This is a genomic window from Mycobacterium sp. NAZ190054 (genome assembly GCF_001545925.1).
GTDB lineage: Bacteria > Actinomycetota > Actinomycetes > Mycobacteriales > Mycobacteriaceae > Mycobacterium.
Window position 1 is genome coordinate 1 of record NZ_LMVQ01000010.1, and the last position, 17,699, is coordinate 17,699.

Annotated in this window: 19 protein-coding genes and 2 pseudogenes; 13 read left to right on the forward strand and 8 right to left on the reverse strand. The window is 66.2% G+C overall.

The window, feature by feature from the left end:
• Positions 1 to 47: 47 nt before the first annotated feature.
• The 3 genes and pseudogenes from ASJ79_RS33600 to ASJ79_RS01205 form a co-directional block, all read left to right on the forward strand.
• Positions 48 to 131: pseudogene (locus ASJ79_RS33600) on the forward strand (shikimate kinase); the annotation flags it as partial.
• Positions 117 to 719 (forward strand): annotated as a pseudogene (locus ASJ79_RS01200) (glycosyltransferase); the annotation flags it as partial. The pseudogenes ASJ79_RS33600 and ASJ79_RS01200, both read left to right, overlap by 15 nt.
• A 9-nt stretch (positions 720 to 728) precedes the next feature.
• The gene (locus tag ASJ79_RS01205; RefSeq protein ID WP_067952427.1) at positions 729 to 923 is read left to right on the forward strand and encodes a DUF3046 domain-containing protein; all 195 of its coding nucleotides are present in this window, start codon (positions 729 to 731) and stop codon (positions 921 to 923) included.
• 11 nt (positions 924 to 934) lie between these two features.
• Here ASJ79_RS01205 and ASJ79_RS01210 read toward each other — a convergent pair whose 3' ends face one another.
• On the reverse strand, positions 935 to 1,813 hold the full coding sequence (locus ASJ79_RS01210; RefSeq protein ID WP_067952428.1) for an alpha/beta hydrolase: 879 nt from the start codon (positions 1,811 to 1,813) through the stop codon (positions 935 to 937).
• Positions 1,814 to 1,971: 158 nt separating this feature from the next.
• Between ASJ79_RS01210 and recA the strand changes: the two genes are divergently transcribed.
• Both recA and recX read left to right on the forward strand, forming a co-directional pair.
• The gene (gene recA, locus ASJ79_RS01215; RefSeq protein WP_067952429.1) at positions 1,972 to 3,024 is read left to right on the forward strand and encodes a recombinase RecA; all 1,053 of its coding nucleotides are present in this window, start codon (positions 1,972 to 1,974) and stop codon (positions 3,022 to 3,024) included.
• Complete coding sequence (gene recX, locus ASJ79_RS01220; RefSeq protein ID WP_067952430.1) at positions 2,993 to 3,538, forward strand: recombination regulator RecX; 546 nt, start codon at positions 2,993 to 2,995, stop codon at positions 3,536 to 3,538. Before recA ends, recX begins: the two co-directional genes overlap by 32 nt.
• Positions 3,539 to 3,544: 6 nt before the next feature.
• Here recX and ASJ79_RS01225 read toward each other — a convergent pair whose 3' ends face one another.
• Complete coding sequence (locus tag ASJ79_RS01225; RefSeq protein WP_067952431.1) at positions 3,545 to 4,828, reverse strand: MFS transporter; 1,284 nt, start codon at positions 4,826 to 4,828, stop codon at positions 3,545 to 3,547.
• A 240-nt stretch (positions 4,829 to 5,068) separates the two neighbouring features.
• Between ASJ79_RS01225 and ASJ79_RS01230 the strand changes: the two genes are divergently transcribed.
• From ASJ79_RS01230 to ASJ79_RS01260, 7 genes are all read left to right on the forward strand, one after another.
• The gene (locus tag ASJ79_RS01230; RefSeq protein ID WP_082753605.1) at positions 5,069 to 5,824 is read left to right on the forward strand and encodes an isochorismatase family protein; all 756 of its coding nucleotides are present in this window, start codon (positions 5,069 to 5,071) and stop codon (positions 5,822 to 5,824) included.
• A 215-nt stretch (positions 5,825 to 6,039) separates the two neighbouring features.
• Positions 6,040 to 7,032: an ABC transporter substrate-binding protein gene (locus tag ASJ79_RS01235; RefSeq protein WP_197420039.1), complete on the forward strand. Its 993-nt coding sequence runs from the start codon at positions 6,040 to 6,042 to the stop codon at positions 7,030 to 7,032.
• A 101-nt stretch (positions 7,033 to 7,133) separates the two neighbouring features.
• Positions 7,134 to 8,768 carry an iron ABC transporter permease gene (locus ASJ79_RS01240; protein ID WP_231750679.1) on the forward strand — a complete coding sequence of 545 codons (1,635 nt, stop codon included), beginning with the start codon at positions 7,134 to 7,136 and terminating at the stop codon, positions 8,766 to 8,768.
• 66 nt (positions 8,769 to 8,834) lie between these two features.
• A complete protein-coding gene (locus ASJ79_RS01245) occupies positions 8,835 to 9,971 on the forward strand; it encodes an ABC transporter ATP-binding protein (RefSeq protein ID WP_067952444.1) in 1,137 nt (378 codons plus the stop codon).
• A 69-nt stretch (positions 9,972 to 10,040) separates the two neighbouring features.
• Positions 10,041 to 10,712, forward strand: coding sequence for a cupin domain-containing protein (locus tag ASJ79_RS01250; protein ID WP_067952435.1), 672 nt, complete (start codon positions 10,041 to 10,043; stop codon positions 10,710 to 10,712).
• 131 nt (positions 10,713 to 10,843) lie between these two features.
• Positions 10,844 to 11,557, forward strand: coding sequence for a GntR family transcriptional regulator (locus ASJ79_RS01255; RefSeq protein ID WP_067952436.1), 714 nt, complete (start codon positions 10,844 to 10,846; stop codon positions 11,555 to 11,557).
• A gap of 309 nt (positions 11,558 to 11,866) precedes the next feature.
• Positions 11,867 to 12,295 (forward strand): organic hydroperoxide resistance protein, encoded by a 429-nt coding sequence (locus ASJ79_RS01260; RefSeq protein WP_067952437.1) that lies wholly within the window; start codon positions 11,867 to 11,869, stop codon positions 12,293 to 12,295.
• An 18-nt stretch (positions 12,296 to 12,313) separates the two neighbouring features.
• Here the strand turns inward: ASJ79_RS01260 and ASJ79_RS01265 are convergent, their stop codons facing one another.
• The 6 genes from ASJ79_RS01265 to ASJ79_RS01290 are packed head-to-tail and all read right to left on the reverse strand — an operon-like array spanning position 12,314 to position 16,222.
• Positions 12,314 to 12,583: a hypothetical protein gene (locus tag ASJ79_RS01265; RefSeq protein WP_067952438.1), complete on the reverse strand. Its 270-nt coding sequence runs from the start codon at positions 12,581 to 12,583 to the stop codon at positions 12,314 to 12,316.
• A complete protein-coding gene (locus ASJ79_RS01270; RefSeq protein WP_067952439.1) occupies positions 12,580 to 12,993 on the reverse strand; it encodes a DUF1622 domain-containing protein in 414 nt (137 codons plus the stop codon). Before ASJ79_RS01270 ends, ASJ79_RS01265 begins: the two co-directional genes overlap by 4 nt.
• Before the next feature lie 9 nt (positions 12,994 to 13,002).
• On the reverse strand, positions 13,003 to 13,881 hold the full coding sequence (locus ASJ79_RS01275; protein ID WP_067952440.1) for an amino acid ABC transporter permease: 879 nt from the start codon (positions 13,879 to 13,881) through the stop codon (positions 13,003 to 13,005).
• On the reverse strand, positions 13,881 to 14,561 hold the full coding sequence (locus tag ASJ79_RS01280; protein WP_067952441.1) for an amino acid ABC transporter permease: 681 nt from the start codon (positions 14,559 to 14,561) through the stop codon (positions 13,881 to 13,883). Before ASJ79_RS01280 ends, ASJ79_RS01275 begins: the two co-directional genes overlap by 1 nt.
• 27 nt (positions 14,562 to 14,588) lie before the next feature.
• Positions 14,589 to 15,431 (reverse strand): glutamate ABC transporter substrate-binding protein, encoded by an 843-nt coding sequence (locus ASJ79_RS01285; RefSeq protein ID WP_067952442.1) that lies wholly within the window; start codon positions 15,429 to 15,431, stop codon positions 14,589 to 14,591.
• A 29-nt stretch (positions 15,432 to 15,460) separates the two neighbouring features.
• Positions 15,461 to 16,222: an amino acid ABC transporter ATP-binding protein gene (locus tag ASJ79_RS01290; RefSeq protein ID WP_067952443.1), complete on the reverse strand. Its 762-nt coding sequence runs from the start codon at positions 16,220 to 16,222 to the stop codon at positions 15,461 to 15,463.
• An 83-nt stretch (positions 16,223 to 16,305) separates the two neighbouring features.
• Here ASJ79_RS01290 and miaB point away from each other — a divergent pair.
• A partial coding sequence (miaB, locus tag ASJ79_RS01295) for a tRNA (N6-isopentenyl adenosine(37)-C2)-methylthiotransferase MiaB (protein WP_067952445.1) occupies positions 16,306 to 17,699 on the forward strand: 1,394 nt, incomplete at its 3' end.

Here is a 17,699-nt window from a genome sequence, read left to right on the forward strand (position 1 = left end):
GTCGCGGCCCGCGAACCGTCCACCAGCGGGGCAAGGGCCTCGGGCTGATGGCGCCGAAGGCGGTTCTGGTCGGATTACCGGGCTCCGGGAAGTCCACGATCGGACGGCGGTTGGCCAAGGCGCTGGAGGTGCCGCGCCCGGACTGGCCGGACGAAGCCGTCGTCGTGGGCCCACTGCACTACGAACCGACGACGGCCGTGCTGGCGCTGCCGCCCGGTGACGGTCCCGTCGTCGTGGTGGCGCCGTCGACCGCGACGACCGGTGCCGACGGGTTGGCCGAGGTGGCGCTGAAGACGCTGGTGCCGGGCCGGGTGCTGCCCGAGGGGGCGCGGGTGGTGGTGTCACGCCTGGACGGACCCGACGAAGAGGTCCCGCCGTGGGCGGTGGTCGGACTCGGCCGGCAGGACGAGCTGCTGTCGAAGGCCGATCTGCTGATCTGTGGCGGAGGGCACGGTACGGTCGCGAAGTCGCTGCTGGCCGGTGTCCCGATGGTGGTGGTCCCCGGTGGGGGAGACCAGTGGGAGATCGCCAATCGTCTTGTGCGACAAGGCAGTGCGCAGCTGGTCCGGCCGTTGACCGCGGCGGCGCTGGCCGCCGCGGTGCAGGAAGTCCTCGGCTCGCCCGGCTACCGGGAGGCCGCCGTGCGGGCCGGGGCGGGCGTCGCCGACGTCGCGGATCCGGTACGGGTGTGCCATGACGCGATCGGGGCCCCGGCGTAGTTTGTGCGTGTGCGATTGACGGAATTCCGCGAGCTCGTCGAGGGACAGTTCGGAGCGGTGCGGGCGTCGTCGCTGCTGGTGGACCACGTGCTGACCAGCATCGGTGGACGCACCGCCGCGCAGGCCATCGAGGACGGGGTCGACCCGCGTGACGTCTGGCGGGCGCTGTGTGCGGACTTCGACGTGCCCCGCGACCAGTGGTGAGCCGTTGGCCGTCACCGGCCGACGGCGCGTGCCAAGAACTCCACCTGATCGGCCTTGACCGTGGGGTCGCGATAGATGTCGAAGTGCCCGTACGGGTAGCGGCGTAATTCGCCCCGCGGTGCCCGGCGCGCCGCGGTCACCGACGGTCCCGGCGGGGTCACGACGTCGTCGTCGCAGACGCACAACAGCACCGGCATGGGCAGCTTCGCCGCTTTGCGCCCGGGACGGTAGAACGCGAACCGGAACATCAGCCGGGCCGCGAACTCGTTGCGCCACAGTGACTTCGGGTCCAACATCGCCTCGAACCCGGGCTTGGCGTCCGGCGAGGTCATCGCGGCGACGGTGCCGGGCTCGCCGACGGCGGGCACAGTGCGAGGCGGCTGTCCACGCCAGGAGCCCACCTGGTCACGCGCCGCGGTGAGCATGACCCGGGGGATGTTGCCCAGCGGTATGCCGCGCAGGGTGGCGACGGCATCGGTGAACGGTGCCTGTGCGATCACCGCGGCGATGCGGGCGTCCGCGGCGGCGACGGCCAGGACGTGCCCACCGCTGAACGACGAGCCCCACACCACGATGCGGTCCGGGTCGACGCCATCGAGGCGGCGGGCCCACGCGATCACGGTGTGATAGTCGCGCTGCTGCTCGGTGATGTCGATCAGTTGACGGGGCCGGCCGCTGGAGGCGCCGAAGCAGCGGTAGTCGAACACCACGACGGCGTACCCGGCTGCGCGGAACGCCTCGGCGTAATCCGGGAGCGAGTCGTCACGCGTGGCGGTGAAGCCGTGCGCCATAACCACGCATGCCGTAGCGCCGTCGCGCGGCTGCGGCCGGTACACATAGGCGGCGATCTCGTCGCCGTCGGTCGGGATCCGGACGTCCTGACGCGTCATACCTGCAAAAGGTAGTCCCTCGGCGTGTCCACTTGAATCGAACACCTGTTCGTCTACTGTGGATGGAGTTCGACCCAGCGACTTGTCGGTGGCCTCGCATAGCGTCACGGCCAACCGACCGAGAACCGGTCAACAACGACTACCGGAGAGGTATCACCATGGCGCAGCAAGCCCCTGATCGCGAGAAGGCCCTGGAGCTGGCACTCGCACAGATCGACAAGAACTTCGGCAAGGGCTCGGTGATGCGGCTCGGCGAGGACGTGCGGCCGCCGATCTCGGTCATTCCCACCGGGTCCATCTCGCTGGACGTGGCGCTGGGTATCGGCGGCCTGCCGCGCGGCCGTGTCATCGAGATCTACGGCCCGGAATCCTCGGGTAAGACCACCGTCGCGCTGCACGCCGTCGCCAATGCGCAGGCCGCCGGCGGTATCGCGGCGTTCATCGACGCCGAGCACGCGCTGGACCCGGAGTACGCCAAGAAGCTCGGCGTGGACACCGATGCGCTGCTGGTCTCCCAGCCGGACACCGGTGAGCAGGCCCTGGAGATCGCCGACATGCTGGTGCGCTCCGGCGCGCTGGACATCCTGGTCATCGACTCGGTGGCGGCCCTGGTGCCGCGCGCCGAGATCGAGGGCGAGATGGGTGACAGCCACGTCGGACTGCAGGCCCGTCTGATGAGCCAGGCGCTGCGGAAGATGACCGGTGCGCTGAACAACTCCGGCACCACCGCGATCTTCATCAACCAGCTGCGCGAGAAGATCGGCGTGATGTTCGGATCCCCCGAAACCACGACGGGCGGTAAGGCGTTGAAGTTCTACGCCTCCGTGCGGCTGGACGTGCGACGGATCGAGACCCTCAAGGACGGCACCGATGCGGTGGGTAACCGTACCCGCGTCAAGGTCGTCAAGAACAAGGTGTCGCCGCCGTTCAAGCAGGCCGAGTTCGACATCCTGTACGGCCACGGCATCAGCCGGGAGGGCTCGCTCATCGACATGGGCGTCGAGCACGGCTTCATCCGCAAGTCCGGTTCCTGGTTCACCTACGACGGTGAGCAGCTGGGGCAGGGTAAGGAGAACGCCCGTAAGTTCCTGCTGGAGAACGTCGACGTGGCCAACGAAATCGAGAAGAAGATCAAAGAGAAGCTCGGTATCGGAGCCCAGTTGACCGATGACGTGGCCGATGACGCTCTTCCCGCTCCCGTCGACTTCTGATCCCGCCGAGTCGGACAAGCGCGGCGAGCAGGCGCGGGCCCTGTGCCTGCGTCTGCTCACCGCACGGGCGCGCACCCGCGCCGAGTTGGAGGCGGCGCTGGCCAAGCGCGGATATCCCGACGACATCGCCGCATCGGTCCTGGACCGGCTGACCCAGGTCGGGCTGGTCGACGACGAGGATTTCGCCGAACAGTGGGTGCGGTCGCGACGCACGAACGCGGGAAAAGGCAAGCGCGCCTTGGCCGCCGAACTGCGTAAGAAGGGCGTCGACGACGAGGTGATCAACGGTGCGCTGGCCGGGATCGATGCCGGCGCCGAACGTTCCCGTGCCGAACAACTGGTCCGCGACAAGTTGCGCCGCGAGAAGCTCGGCGATCCCGGCGACAGGGATGCCGAGAACAAGGTGGTGCGGCGGTTGGTCGGGATGCTTGCCCGCCGCGGCTACCACCAGTCCATGGCGTTGGATGTGGTCACCGCCGAACTGGCGATGGAGCGGGAACGCCGGAAGGTGTAGGTCGCGCTACGGCGAGCCGTCGGGCTCGTCGACGGCCGGAGGTGTGGCCGACTGGTCCACCGGCGCGAGGTGGCGTGCCCGGAAAGCCGTGAGGCCCAGCGCGGCGGCGGCCACCAGCGCGGTGCCCCCGGCGATGAGAAACCCCGCGCGGGCGCCCCACAGTTCGCACATCCAACCCACAAGCGGCCCGCCGATCGGTGTGGATCCGAGGAACACCTGACCGTGGATGGCCATCATCCGGCCGTGCATCGCGGGCTCGCTGTTCAACAGCAGCACCGACCGGGCGACCGTGTTGAAGATGATGTTGGTGACACCGACGACCACCATCACCACCAGGGCCATGGCCAGTACCGGGCTCACGGCGGCGACCATGTTGGCCGCGCCGAACGCGATGGTGGTCAGCAACAGCGTCCATGCCGTCGGGATGGCGAGCCGGGCGCTGACGACCGCGCCCAGCAGGGCGCCGAGTCCGATGGCGGAGGTGAGCCAGCCGTAGGTGCTGGCGTCGCCGTGGTACAGGTCCGACGCGGCCAGTGGTAACACCACGCGGAAGTTCTGTCCGAAGACGGCGACCACCGCGACGAGGATGATCGTCGCCCGCAGATGCGGCGTCCCCCAGAGGTACCGCAATCCCTCGCGGATCTGCCCCTTCTCCCGGGGTATCCGCGGCGACGGCTTGAGGGTCGCGACGTTGAGCATGGCGAGGCTGGCCAGCACGCCGACGAAGGATGCCGCGTTGACCACGAACGCGAACCCGGTACCGACGCCCGCGATCAACAGCCCGGCCACCGCGGGACCGATCAGGCGGCCGGCGTTGTTCACGCTCGAGGACAGCGCCTGGGCGTTGGCGTAGTCCACCGGTTCCACCATGGACGCGACGAACGCGTGCCGGGCGGGGACGTCGAGCACGGTCACCAGGCCGAGCCCGAGTCCGAGCGCGAGCACCGACCACAGCTCGACGACGTCGAGCAGCGTGATGGCGGCAAGACAACCGGCGAGCAGCGCCGACAGCGCCTGCGTGGCGATCACGGTGCGGCGGCGGTCGAGCCGGTCGACGAGCAGTCCGCCGTAGGAGCCCAGCACCAGCATGGGCGCGAATTGCGCCGCGATCGAAATGCCCAGCGCCACCGCACTGTCGGTGATCTCCAGGACCAACCAGTCCTGGGCGACGCGCTGCACCCATGTTCCGATCACGCTGACGGCGTGCCCGGCGAGATAGATGCGGAGGTTGTGCGAGTGCCGGAGCGAGCGCACCAGACTGCCCCTGGTGCGGCGGTCGGAACGCTTCACCGGTTGAGCCGGATCTCTGTCACGTTCCGATGTCCTCGCTCCGTCCTCACCGGTCTGGTTCCCGTCCCCGAACGCGCACCCGCGGCACCGCAGGGAGGCTCACCGTGTGCGCTCGACGATCGGCGCGAATGTAAACGACAGGTTCCACATTCAAACAATGCTTGACCACCGATACAACCAGTCCTACATTCGTATCTAATATCAAGGATCATAAGTCCAGGCCTTCCGGACGGGAGAGCAATGACCTCGCGGGTGTGGGATCGGTTCCTAACCGAGCAGGACAAGGCTCACCTCGCGGCGTCACCGCCAAGCCAGCGCAGAGGATTCGGGTCCACGCCCGCCGTGTTATCGGTGGACAATTACCGAAAAGTATTGGGTGACAAGCCGGAACCGCTGTTGCAGGCGATCCAGACATGGCCTGCGAGCACCGGGCCGGCCGGATGGCAGGCCGCTGACAAGATCTCGGAGCTTCTGTCGGTTGCCCGAGGTGCCCACATTCCGGTCATCCACCTGACCGGTCTCGCCGAGGAAGAGTCCGGCATACCGGCCTGGGCAGTGGCGCTGCGTGGCCGTCATTCATTGAACGGGCGCACGCCCGAGGAACTGGACCGGTACCACCGACGCTTCGACATCATCGAGCAAGCCGCACCGCTTCCCGGAGAAGTGGTGCTCAAAAAAACCGCGCCGAGCGGGTTCTTCGGCACCCCGCTGCTGGCGCACCTCGTCTCACAGAAGATCGACACGCTCATCGTGTGCGGTGAGAGTGTGAGCGGTTGCGTGAGGGCCACTGTCACCGACGGCTGTGCGAATCGGCTTCGCATGATCGTCGTCGAGGAGTGCGTCTACGACCGGCACGAGGCCAGTCGCGCGATCAACCTCTTCGATATCGACCAGAAGTACGGAGATGTCGTCTCGTTCGACGAGGCCGTCACCTGGATGAACGCATACCGGGAAAGGACCACTTTCCCAGACGATCTCGCTCCCGCGCGTTCCTGACTCTATCAACCCCTACGACGCCAAGATCGGTTCATACCCCCAACTAATAGAGGAGCCGTTCGATGTCCCTTCTTCGTCACTCTGCGCAGCGGGGGCTCATCGCCTGTGCTGCCTCGCTCACACTGCTCGCCGGGGGATGTGCTGCGCCTGGCGGTGATTCGGAATCGGAGTCGGCTCAAGGCGGTGACAAGTGCCCCGGGAGCGCCACCGTGAGCATGCAGGACAAGGTCAAGGGAATGCCGCCCCAGGAGCGCGAGGCGACCCTCGTCGAAGAGGCAAAGAACACCAACGACGGGACGATCAATCTCTACACCGAGGTGAACGACCCGACGGTGATCACTGACCCCTTCGAGGAAAAGTACGGTGACCTGACCGTCAGCGTCTATCGGGCGGGAAGTGAGCAGATCCGCGAGCGGGTACTCCAGGAGGCCAGCGCCAACTTCGCCGGCGCCGACATCATCGAACTTGATTCGCTGGAGATGGCGATTGTCGATGACAACAAGCTGCTGGCGCCCGCCGACTCGCCATACCTCGACGGCGTCACCGAGAGTGCCAAGTTCGACAACTTCACTGGTGATCGGCTCAGCTACATCGTCCCGGTGTGGAACACCACCATCATCCCCGATGCCGAGGCTCCTCAGTCGTTTGAGGCACTGGCGGATCCACGATTCAGGGGCAAGCTCGCGCTCGAGGGCAGTGATGTGTTCTGGTTCGCCTCGATGGTCAATCACCTACAGACACAGGGCATGACCAAGGATGAGGCGGTCCAGCTGTTCAAGGACATTGCCGCCAACTCGGCGATCACCGACGGGCACACCACGACCACCGACCTGGTGGTCGCGGGTCAGTACGGCATCGCCGCAAATAATTACATCCACCGCATCCGCGAGTTGCAGGGCAAGGGCGCACCGTTGGAGTTCGTTCCGGTCAAGGTCCCCGTCGTCGCCGAGGTGACCGGGATCGCTGTACCGTGCGCTTCGGCCAATCCTGCCGGCGCACTTCTGCTGCAGGACTTCATCCTCGGCCCCGAAGGGCAGCAGGCCTTCATCGACGACGACCGCACACCGAGCAACGAGCAGATGGCCGCGGCGAGCTTCGGTGGAGTGGAGATCGAGCCCATCGACACCGATGTCGAGGAAATCTCGAAGGAGTACTCAAGCTGGAGTGAATTGTGGCAGAGCGTCATTCACTCCGGCGGTCAGGGATGACCCTACTCGCGCCTCCTGGCCCCCCGGACGCGGTACCCGCACCGATTCCTCCGGCGCGCGGGCGGCGACGTCCGACAGGGCTGATGGTGCTTGGCCTGGCCGTGACCGTCATCCTCGGCTATCTCGTCCTGTCACCGCTTATCTACCTGGTATGGCGGGGACTGACCACCGGCGAGGGCTTCGGTATCGGCAATATCATCTCGGCCTACGACGTGCCCGGCACCTCCGAGATGCTGCTGAATTCCTTTCTCTTCGCGGGTGGTTCGGCCGCGGTCAGTACCATCACCGGTACGGCACTCGCGTTCTTCTGTGTGCGCTCCAATGCCCCACTGAAGCCGCTGCTATACGCCGCCTCCATCGTGCCGTTGATTGTTCCCGGCATCCTCTACACCATCTCGTGGGTGTATCTGATCGGCGGCAACGTGGGCGTGATCCAGAAGGCCTTCGACTCCATCGGGCTGGGGTTCATCGTTCCGGACGCCTTCTCGATGCCCGGAATGATCCTGATCGACGGTCTGCATCTGTCCCCGTTGGTGTTCCTGCTGATGTACGCCGCCTTCCGGTCGACCGATCCGTCGCTGGAAGAGTCGGCGATGATGAGCGGCGCCACGGTCCCGCAGACGGTGCGGCGGGTGACTTTACCTCTGGTGAGGCCCGCCCTACTCGGCGCCGTGCTGATCATGGTGGTGCGTGGCCTGGAGTCGTTCGAGACTCCGGCTGTGCTCGGGATGCCCTCAGGCACATGGGTTTTCACGTCGCGTATTTACGAGGCGCTACATACCTATCCGATCAAGTACGACCAGGCATCCATCTACTCGCTGAGTCTGCTGCTCATCACGGTGCTCGGTCTGATACTGGTGCAGTACATGAATCGGCGCAGTGAGCGGTTCCAGACCGTGACCGGCAAGGGTTTCCGGCCCCGCACTCTCGATTTGGGCAAGTGGCGGTGGCCGGTCTCGATCGGCTTCGCGTTGTACTTCGTCGTCGCGGTCGTGGCTCCGCTACTCATCCTGCTGTGGATGTCGGTGTTGCCCTTCTATCAGGCGCCTGGCATCGAGCCGCTGAAGTCGATCACGTTCAGCAACTACATCGAACTCTTCGAGACGCGCGGTGTCGTCGACTCAGTCAAGAACTCAGTCATCCTGGCTGTCAGCAGTGCCACCGCGGTGATGCTGTTCACCGCGGTCATCTCCTGGCTGGTGCTGAAATCGAACCTCCGCGGGCGCCGTCTGCTGGATCTCATGGCCAGCTTTCCGCTGGCCATGCCGGGCCTGGTGCTCGGTGTCGCCCTGATCTTCATCTACCTGCGATCCCCGCTTCCCATCTACGGGACACTGTTGATCCTGTTCATCGCCTACGTCACCCGCTATCTGCCCTACGGCATGCGGTATGCGGGATCCTCACTGGCGCAAGTGGGTGACGAACTGGAGGAATCGGCGAGAATGAGTGGTGCGTCGTGGTGGGATGGCTTCCGCCGCATCGTGATACCGCTGATGGCGCCGGGCCTGGTGGCCGGATGGATCTATGTCGTCGTGGTGTCGGTGCGGGAGTTGTCGAGCTCGATCCTGTTGTACTCCCAGAACACCCGTGTGATGTCAGTGACCATCTGGGAGTTCTGGCAGAACGGTCAGACCGGCGTACTGGCCGCGCTGGGCGTGTGCATGGTCGTCGTGCTGATGGCGCTGGTCGCGGCGGCATACAAGCTGGGCGCCAAGATCGGCGTACGGGAGGCATGACCGGCATGTTCGGAGAGCCTTTTGGTGAGGGACACGGAAACCAACGGCAGTGGACGGATGAGTGCGATGCTTGAACTGGATGGTTTGTGCAAGGCGTTTGCCGACGACTCGAAGTACGGAAGGGTCCGCGCCGTCGACGAAGTGAGCTTCACCGTTCGGCAGGGCGAGTTCTTCACCATGTTGGGCCCCAGCGGTTGTGGCAAGACAACGACGTTGCGATGCATCGCAGGACTTGAGAGCCCCGACAGCGGACGGATCTCGGTCGACGACACCGTTCTCTACTCCGGAGCCAGCGGTGTGTCTGTACCGGCCAACCGCCGCAATCTCGGCATGGTTTTCCAGAGCTATGCAATCTGGCCCCACATGAATGTGTTCGACAACGTCGCGTTCCCGCTACGGGTCGGGGTGCGACGGCGTACCGCCAAGAAGGAGACGAAGGAACGTGTCGAACGCTGCCTGGAAGTGGTGGGCCTGGGACACCTGGCCGGCCGATTCGCCACCAAGCTCTCGGGTGGACAGCAGCAGCGTCTGGCGCTGGCCCGGGCCCTCGTCATCGAGCCCGCCGTGCTGCTGCTCGACGAGCCCTTGTCCAACCTTGACGCCAAGCTCCGCGAGTCGCTGCGGTTCGAACTCAAACGCCTGCAGCGCGACCAGGGGATCACGACGGTCTATGTCACTCATGACCAGTCCGAGGCACTGTCGATGTCGAACCAGATCGCAGTCATGCGCGACGGGCGGATCAGCCAGATCGGTACTCCTTTCGAGGTCTATCTGCAGCCGACCAACGACTTCGTCGCCGATTTCGTCGGACTGACGAACTTCATCGACGGCGTGGTGACCGACGTGTCGGGCTCCGGCGGGACCGTTCGGACGGAGAACGGCGAGCTGACCGTGGAAACGCTGATCGAAGTGGGCGAAGGCGACAAGTGCGTCGTGTCGGTGCGGCCCGAACAGATCGAGGTCATTCAGCAGGATTCCGCCCGCGCCGGATCGAATGTCCTTGACGGAACGGTGGCCAACCGCTTGTTCACCGGTGAAGCCATGGACTATCAGGTCAGTGTCGGGTCGACCACCCTCCGGTGCCGTACGGGTGCCTCCCAGCGGCTGGGCACCGGCAAGCCGGTGCAGTTGGTGTTACCTCCACAGCATTGCATTGCCTTGCGCCGCAATGTCGTAACTGACAAGGATGGTGCGACGGTGTGATCACATCAACGGCGTAGCCCGTTCGGAAGATTCGCAGCAGTACCGAGAAGAAAGACAGAGGAATTCGATATGACCGAACAGACTGGATCCGCATCGGAAGCGAGCGACAACGGTGTTCCGGCAGGAGCCAACTACGGGCTGCACGGCGACCACAAGAAGGGCGCCGGCGATGGTAGTGATCCGAACTCGCCGCGCAGGCGCGGCAAGCTGCACTACCACGAGGATGAGGTTCGTCCGCTGGCGGCCGGCAAGCTGCTGCACAAGCAGCCACACCTCGACCTGTATGCCGACGGCGACCGTCAGCACCCGGCTCGCGATGTCGACCTGCCACTGCGGACCATCCAGCTGCACATATCGGAGCTGAAGCCGGGGCAGCAGACGCGGTTGCACAAGCACCACAACGAAGCTGCGATCTACATCATGAAGGGCAACGGCCACAGCGAAGTTCAGGGCGAGACGGTGCCGTGGGAGCAGGGTGACTTCGTGTACATCCCGTCGATGCAATGGCACACCCACGTCAATTCGGGTGACGGGCCCGTGCTCTATCTGGGCATAACGAACAAGCGGATGCTCGACTGGCTGGGGCTGGACCGCAAGGTCGAGGCCGGCAAGCACATGCCGATGGAAGACGTGCAGAAGGAGATCGAGGCCAAGAGTTACTCGCCGTATTCGTACTACAGCGTGAACCCCGAGGAGGGTGTGCGCTTCGGGCCGGAGGGGTTCATCACCCACAACGACTGACTCGAGGAGCCCGCTGGACCCCGCACGGCCGCTCGCCGTACTCTCGGGGTCCAGCGCGGTTTCTTCGAGGCCGCCGAGCTGATTGGATACCCTCTCAACAGCGAACCAGGCGTTCGAGAGGGGAACAGTGCATGGCAGGCAGGTCCGACGTCGATGGCGACAGCGCGGCGGCCACGGCCCTCCGCGCGATCGCCGAGTCGGTGCGGGGGACCTTCCAATCCGCGGAGACGATGACGAAGTCGTTCATCCGTGAGGCGATTCAGCAGGGGGCATTCGAGCCGGGGGAGCGGTTGAACCTCGACGAGATCGCCGAATCGTTGGGCGTGAGCCGGATGCCTGTCCGGGCCAGCTTGCGGCAGCTCGAGGGTGAGGGGCTGGTACAGATCAGTCCCCGGCGGGGAGTCACGGTCTCGGTGCTGAACGCCGAGGAGATCGCCGAGATCTACGAGTTGCGGATCCTCGTCGAGACACATTTGCTGACCCGAGTGATGGGCGCGCTCGACGACGCATTCGTCGACGACCTCGAAGCGATTGCACGCAGCATCGACGACGCCGACGATCTCGGCGCACAACTGGAGTACCGCTACCGCCTCTTCGACAAGCTCTACGAGAGGGCCGATCGGCCCCGCATGCTGGCCCTGGCGCACAGTCTGCGTGAGTCAGTCGGCCGTTACGTGCGGCTGCAGCGCGTCGACGAGAAGCACACCCACGAAGCGCTCATTCCGTTCCTGCGTGCGGGTGACGCCGCCGGGGCGACTTCCTGGTTGATCGAGCATCTGCGCAAGAGGTCGGCCCGACTCGAGGAGTTCGTCGCCCGACAGGACGGGGCGCGGGACGATTCCTGATGCGGCCCTAAGCCGTTCTCGGGGAAGCGTTCGATCTGGTGCAGTCCGAGGGCTTTGACGGCGAAGGTGTCCTGGACGGCGAGGTAGCGGGCGAACTCGGGTGAGCCCAAGGTGTATCTAATATCTAGTCCTTCAGGTACGATTCGGCGATGCAGTCCACACTGCATGGCCAGGGGCCGGAATGCCTTCTGGGCCAAGGAGATGCTGCCAATGCGTGCCGGTGGAGGGGCTGGGCACCACAGGCCGCCGGGTCGCGATGACCCGGCGGTGCGGAGTGTTCGAGTAAGGCGTGACCGAAAGGATTGCCCGATGACCGTCGACGTCGTCTACACCGCAGAGTCCACCGCCACGGGCGGCGGCCGGGACGGCCACGTGAAATCAGCCGATGGCAGGATCGACCTGGACACCCGCCCACCTCAGGCGGCCGGGGGAAGCGGTGACGGGGTCAACCCGGAACTGCTGTTCTCGGCGGGATATGCCGCGTGCTTCCTCGGTGCGCTGCGGAAAGTGGCGCGTACCAACGCCGTCCAACTCGGTGACGACACCTCCGTCACCGCGCAGATCGGTTTCGGCAAGCACTCCGAGGGTGGATTCGGTATCACCGCGACGCTGCGTGGGCACCTGCCCGGACTCGACCAGCGCACCGCCGACGACCTGATGAGCAAGGCCCACCAGACCTGCCCCTACTCGAAGGCGACCAGGAACAACATCGAGGTGTCGTTGATCGCCGAGATCTGACCGCCGCCGCCGCTCGGCTCAGGTGGTGCGGCGCACCCGCCACGGCGGCGAGTTGAAGTCGGCGACCAGAGTGCGTGTGATCGTGCGGCGCAGCACGATCAGCGCGGCGGCCACCGCGATCGCCGCCCACGACGAATCCACACTCAGTCGCAGCAGGCCCGCCGCGGTGAGCAGGTCGAGCGTCACCCGCAGCGCGAGCAACGGCCTGCGGAACACGATCAGCGCCGCCGGCCCCAGCACGATGCCGGCGATCGCGAGGCACCACGACGCGTCGAGGACCGCGTTCACGGCGCCGCCGGGGGATCCGGGGCGGGCCGTGGGTTGCGCAGCAACTCGATCTCACGCTGTTCCTGGGCGATCTCGCGGTTGAGGAAGTAGTTGAGCAGGGTGCGGATCGTCGCGATCGCGGCCAGCTTGCCGATCTCTTCGAACGACGGTGAGATCGCGGTGCGCAGCACGTCGGCCGCGAGCTGGAACTCCAGGCCCAGCACCAGGAACCGGGCCAGCGTGAGCCGGACGGCGGAGAACTGGTTGACGTCGCGCCGCCCCAACGCGACGACGAACTTCACGATCGCGACGACGGCGCCGATCATGATCACCACGGCGCCGCACGCCTCGATGAGCCGCACCATCACGTCGACCATGTTGCGCAGCGCCGACTCGGGCAGTACCTCGAAGGCCAGCAGCGCGGAAGTCATCGGCCCGCGTCAGACCCCGCGGCTGCGGTCGCCCTGCAGCTCCAGCGGCTCGGCCTCCATCGGCGCCGGACCCTTCCGGGATCTGCGCAGCCGCCGTTCCAGCCACGTCGCGAACCACGACAGCGAGAAGTTCAGCGCGATCATCAGCAGCGCGATCACGATCAGCGCCGGAATGTAGTTGCCGTAGGCCGAACCGATCACCGTGCCCTGCCGCACCATCTCGACGAACGTGATCTGGTAGCCCAGCGCGGTGTCCTTCAACACCACCACCAACTGCGAGATGAGCACCGGCAGCATCGAGGTGATCGCCTGCGGCAGGAGGATCGACCGCATCGTCTGACCCCAGGTCAGGCCCAGCGCGGACGCGGCCTCGGCCTGACCGCGTGGCAGTGCGTGGACGCCGGCGCGCACGATCTCGGCGATCACCGCACCGTTGTAGAGCGTCAGTCCGGTGATCACACCCGCCAGCGCCAGGTGCCTGGACGGGAAGACGTCGTAGAACGCGTACAGAAAGTACGCGAAGATCATCATGATCAGCACCGGCACCGCGCGGAAGAACTCGACGAACACCGAACAGAACCACCGGATCCCGGTGTGCGAGGACAGCCGGCCCACGCCGAGCACCAGACCCAGCGCGAGCGCCAGCACGATCGACACCGCCGCCGCGGTCAGGGTGCCCTCGACGCCGGGCAGGACATACGTGCGCCACAGGTCCGGGGTCAGGAACGGTTCCCACTTCTCGGCGGTGAGCTGACCCCGCGAGTCCAGTCGCGAGTACACCACCCACGCCGCGAGTGCCACGGCGACGAGCGTGACGACCGAGATCACCCGGTTGCGGACCCGCGCGCGGGGGCCGGGGGCGTCGAACAGGACGGAGGAACCTTGCACTAGTGGGCCACCGCCATCCGCTTGCCCAGCCAACCGAACACCAGGCCCAGCGGCAGCGTCAGGATCACGAAGCCGAGCGCGAAGATGCCGCCGACCACCAGGACCGCCGCGGTGTTCTCGATCATCTCCTTCATCAGCAGCGCGGCCTCGGCGACACCGATCGCCGACGCGATCGTGGTGTTCTTGGTCAGCGCGATCAGCACCGACCCCAGCGGGATGATCACCGCGCGAAACGCCTGCGGCAGCAACACGATCCACAGGTTCTGTCCGAAGGTCAGCCCCAGGGAACGGGCCGCTTCGGCCTGACCCAGCGGGATCGTGTTCACCCCGGAACGGACCGTCTCGCACACGAAGGACGCGGTGTAGACGGTCAGCCCCAGTACGGCCAGCCGGAATCCGCTGTCGGCGATGAATGTCGCCGACTGTCTGCTGGCCAGTGTCAGGCCCAGCGTCTGGGACAGGCCGAACGAGCAGAACAGGATGATCAACGTCAGCGGGGTGTTGCGCACGACGTTGACGTACGCGGTACCGATCCAGTTGAGCATCGGCACCGGTGCCAGCCGCATCGCGGCCAGCACCGTGCCGAGCACGAGGGCACCGATCGCTGAGAGGACCGTGAGCTGGATCGTGGTCCAGAACGCGGCCAGGATCTCAGCGCGGTACTCGGTGAAAACCTCCACGGGCGGCTCCGGTGGCTACCTGTGCGCTCAGTTGTCGAGCGGCGGCGGCGCGGGCGCGGTGATGCCGGCCGGGCCGAGGTTCTTGTCGAACGCTTCCTTCCAGGCCCCGCTTTCCTCCATCTTCGTCAATGCGTCATTGATCTTGGTGCGCAGCTCGGCGTCGTCCTTGCTCAGGCCGATTCCGTACCGCTCCTCGGAGAAGGGCTCGCCGACGATCTTGAAGGCGCCGGGGGATTGCGCGGCGTAGCCGGCCAGGATCACCTCGTCGGTGGTCACGGCGTCGACGGCGCCGTTCTTCAGCGCGTCGATGCACGCCGAGTAGGTGTCGTACTGCTGAAGCTGCACACCCTGGTACTCGTCCTTGATCTTCTGCGCGGGCGTCGACCCGGACACCGAGCACAGGATCTTGTTGTTCTCCAGCGACGCCGCGCCGGTGATGTCGGTGTTGTCCGACCGCACCAGCAGGCTCTGGCCGGTGATCAGGTACGGGCCGGCGAACGCGACCTTCTCCTTACGCGCGTCGGTGATCGAGTACGTCGCCGCGATGAAGGTGACCTGACCGTTCTGGATCAGGTTCTCGCGCTGCGCCGACGGCGCTTCCTTCCATTCGATCTTGTCCGGGGCGTACCCGAGCTCGCCTGCGACGTAGGTGGCCACGTCGACGTCGAAACCGCTCAGGGTGCCGTCGGGGTTCTTCTGGCCGAGGCCGGGCTGGTCGAACTTGGTGCCGATGACGATCGTGTCGCCACCACCGCCGCCACCTTCGCCGCCGCCTCCGTCCCCGCCACCGCATGCGGTCACTGCGAACGGGAGTGCGGCGGCGAGCGCCAGCGCGCCTACGACACGCGCGCTCAGAGACTTCGGGGACATGATGGGGTTTCCTTTCGTCGGGGCACGGGTCAGTGATGAAGGATCTTGCCGAGAAAGTCCTTGGCGCGGTCGGTCTGCGGGTTCTCGAAGAATTGGACGGGTTCGGCGTCCTCGACGATCGCGCCGTCGGACATGAACACCACGCGGTTGGCGGCCCTGCGCGCGAACCCCATCTCGTGGGTGACCACGAGCATCGTCATGCCGTCGGAGGCCAGGCCCGCCATCACCGCCAGCACCTCGTTGATCATCTCGGGATCCAGCGCACTGGTCGGTTCGTCGAACAGCATCACCTTCGGGTCCATCGCCAGCGAACGCGCGATCGCCACGCGCTGCTGCTGCCCGCCGGAGAGCTGGGCCGGGTACTTGTCGGCCTGGTTGGCCACCCCGACGCGCTCGAGCAGGCTCATCGCCTTCTCCCGCGCCTGGTCCCGGGACACCTTGCGCACCTTCATCGGCGCCAGTGTCACGTTCTCCAGAATCGTCTTGTGCGCGAACAGGTTGAACGACTGGAACACCATGCCCACGTCGGACCGAAGCTGCGCGAGCTTGCGTCCTTCCTCCGGCAGTTCGACGCCGTCGATCGCGATGGTGCCCGAGTCGATCGTCTCCAGCCGGTTGATGGTGCGGCACAGAGTCGACTTGCCCGAACCTGACGGTCCCAGCACGACGACGACCTGGCCGCGGCCGACTTCGAGGTTGATGTCCTTGAGGACATGGAGAGCGCCGAAATGCTTGTTCACCGCTTTCACAGAGATCATCGGCACGTCAGGGGACTCCCTGGGGCTCTCCATGCGTGAAGACCTTACCCAGGGAACGTCCGGTGTGCTGGAAGACCGCGATCCGTGATTTCGGGAGGCAGGTGGTGCTCCGTAGGATGGGGCCCGTGACTTCCACGGTGACGCAGCAGGCGAGCGGGTTTTCGCCCGACCGTCCCGTGCGCACCTTCGAGGTCCGCACGTACGGCTGCCAGATGAACGTGCACGATTCCGAGCGCCTGGCAGGCCTGCTCGAAGAGGCCGGTTACCGGCGCGCCGGTGACGGCGCCGACGCCGACATCGTGGTGTTCAACACCTGCGCGGTGCGGGAGAACGCCGACAACAAGCTCTACGGCAACCTCAGCCACCTCGCCCCGCGCAAGCAGGCCGACCCGGACATGCAGATCGCCGTCGGCGGCTGCCTCGCCCAGAAGGACCGGGACTCGGTGCTGCGCAAGGCGCCGTGGGTCGACGTCGTCTTCGGCACCCACAACATCGGGTCGCTGCCGGCGCTGCTGGACCGGGCCCGCCACAACCGCACCGCTGCGGTCGAAATCGCCGAGGCGCTGCAGGAATTCCCGTCCTCGCTTCCGGCTCGCCGCGAATCGTCCTACGCCGCTTGGGTTTCCATCTCGGTCGGGTGCAACAACACGTGCACCTTCTGCATCGTGCCGTCGCTGCGGGGCAAGGAGGTCGACCGGCGTCCGGGCGACGTGCTCGCCGAGGTGCAGTCCCTGGTCGACCAGGGTGTCCTGGAGATCACCCTGCTCGGGCAGAACGTCAACGCCTACGGCGTGTCGTTCGCCCACCCGGACGAGCCGCGGGACCGGGGCGCGTTCGCCAAGCTGCTGCGCGCCTGCGGCCGCGTCGACGGGCTCGAACGCGTCCGGTTCACCTCGCCGCACCCGGCCGAGTTCACCGACGACGTGATCGAGGCGATGGCCGAGACTCCGAACGTGTGCCCGACGCTGCACATGCCGCTGCAGTCCGGTTCGGACCGCATCCTGCGCGCGATGCGCCGGTCCTACCGTGCCGAGCGCTACCTCGGCATCATCGACCGGGTCCGGGCCGCGATTCCGCACGCGGCGATCACCACCGACCTCATCGTCGGCTTCCCCGGCGAGACCGAGGAGGACTTCCAGGCCACCCTCGAAGTCGTCGCCGCCGCCAGGTTCTCCAGCGCGTTCACCTTCCAGTACTCCAAGAGGCCGGGCACCCCGGCCGCCGAGCTGGCCGATCAGGTGCCGAAAGCCGTTGTGTCCGAGCGGTATCAGCGGCTGATCGAACTGCAGGAACGAATCTCGCTGGAGGAGAACACCGCGCAGGTGGGGCGCCGCGTCGAACTGCTGGTGGCCACCGGTGAGGGACGTAAGGACGCGGCCACCGCCCGGATGTCGGGCCGCGCCCGCGACGGCAGGCTGGTGCACTTCGCGCCCGGGGCGCCGGGCAGCGAGATCAGGCCCGGCGACATCGTCGTGACCACCGTCACCGGCGCCGCGCCGCACCACCTGAT